Below are 1,944 nucleotides of genomic sequence, written 5' to 3'. Positions count from 1 at the left end.
AACAATTTAAAAACAAAACTAGTTCAAAATATTTTTTGCCTTCTAAACGACTAAAAAAAAAGTTTGAACGGTATAAATTAACCTAAAAAAAGGTCAACCTATATCAGTATAATACAAAAAACATGAACTTGAAAAAATACTCATTTACCCTAATTATTCTATTTATAATTTCTTGTAATGGAAATGAAAAAAAATTGAATTTAAACTTTACTAAATCATTTACTGGAAAAATAGACAATAAATACCCTTTACATATGGAACTAAATTCTATAAATGGAAAGGTTAAAGGCACTTATTACTACGATAAAATTGGTACAAATATTAAAATAAAAGGAACCCTTTCAAAAGACAGTATATTATCATTGGATGAGTTCGACCAAAAAGGTAAGCAAACTGGATTTTGGAATGGGAAGTTTATAGATAAAAATAGAATAAGTGGAACTTGGAATAATTCAAACAGAAATTCAGCAAAAGACTTTACATTAATACTAACTTCCGACAATATAATTAGTCAGAATAATAGTATTTTAACGAAAGAAAAAACTATTCCTAACAATTCAAAAACAATAAGAGACTTTACATTTACATTTTTAAAAGTTGACGAAGAGAGAGAAGCTCTTGAAGGCTTTTTACTAATAAAAAATAATAAAACAAAGAAAGAAAAAAAAGTACTAATTGAAATAGTAGAAATAAAATCATCAGACATTAACTCTTACATTAAATTTGAAGATTTTGACTATGATGGTAAAGATGAACTATTAATTGAATTAGGAGAACCCGCTTATATGACAAGAGGTTTCCGAATACTTGACTATAATTCATTAGAACCAAAAAAAGTATTTAAAAAAACAAAAGAACATATTTATATTGGTAATTCTGAAGAAAAAAATAAATTAACGAATATTATTAATGTTAGTAGTAGGTCCACTTATGAAATTAATAAAGAAAATAAAAGTATAGAGTTTGGTGGAGCTTGTGGTGCCTCTTGTACAACTATAGAAATTTATGCTTTTAGCAACAATGTATATACATTAAAAACTTCTAAAAGAATTGAGAATGGAGTAACAACTATAGAGCAAGTAGAAAATGAATTTATTTTAGATGATTTATTAATTTTCAATTCTCAAAAAGAAATTGAGGAAAAATTTGGAAAAAAAAATATTCGAACAGAAGTTATATTTCTAGGAGACCCTGAACCTGTAGACGGTGAACTTCCTCCTTATTCTACTATACTTTTCCCTAACACGAAAAATGAAGTTACTTTTTTCTGGAATAATAAAAAAGAGCTTAAAGAATTAGATTTAATTTCTATGAAAAACAAAAATTCACTATGGAAAACAAAAGAAGGTGTTACAATTGGAACTAAATTAAAAAAACTTGAAAAACTTAATAATCAGTTTTTCACCTTTTATGGTTTTAATGAATTCTTATTGGAAGGTTCTGTAAACTGGAAAAATGGAAATCTTGCAAATCGAGGGCTTTTAATAAGCTTAATCCCATCAAGACAGACTCCTAAAGAATTAATAAATAGTAGAAGTATTATTAAAAGTTCATCTCCAATTGCTCAAAAAGCAAACTTAACTGTTGGAAATATAAGATTAAGAAAAAAGAAAAGGTAAAACTTTTGCTAACACCGTATATAATTTATTGCTGGCTTATCGCCTACTTACGAAAGTCCTCGCGGACTTTCTTTGTCGGTATTTATTTACTAAATTAGTTGCTTGAAACACGCAACAAACCATATACATCAACGTTAGGCTCAATTGCTCAGAAATTTAAAAACTTTGTTCAAATTCTGAAAATATTTTCATTTTTTAAGTTTTTTATGTCTTTTAATCTCAAGTTTGTGGAACACTCTCTCGCTCGTCGGAAAATTAAATCAAGGTTAACATTGTGGAAGAAAACAAAAGGTATCACTTAAAAACAAAAAGTATCTTTAATTTA

At 26.5% G+C, this 1,944-nt stretch carries 1 protein-coding gene; it reads left to right on the top strand.

The features are described 5' to 3' along the window. The first annotated feature begins 128 nt into the window (after positions 1-128). Complete coding sequence (locus SHK09_RS11255; RefSeq protein ID WP_319810874.1) at positions 129-1,619, top strand: hypothetical protein; 1,491 nt, start codon at positions 129-131, stop codon at positions 1,617-1,619. Positions 1,620-1,944 lie beyond the last annotated feature (325 nt).

The sequence above is a fragment of the Polaribacter sp. PL03 genome (assembly GCF_033875165.1).
Classification (GTDB): Bacteria; Bacteroidota; Bacteroidia; order Flavobacteriales; family Flavobacteriaceae; genus Polaribacter.
Note: the sequence above shows the minus strand (reverse complement) of the source record. Positions and strands in the feature narration are given on the sequence as shown.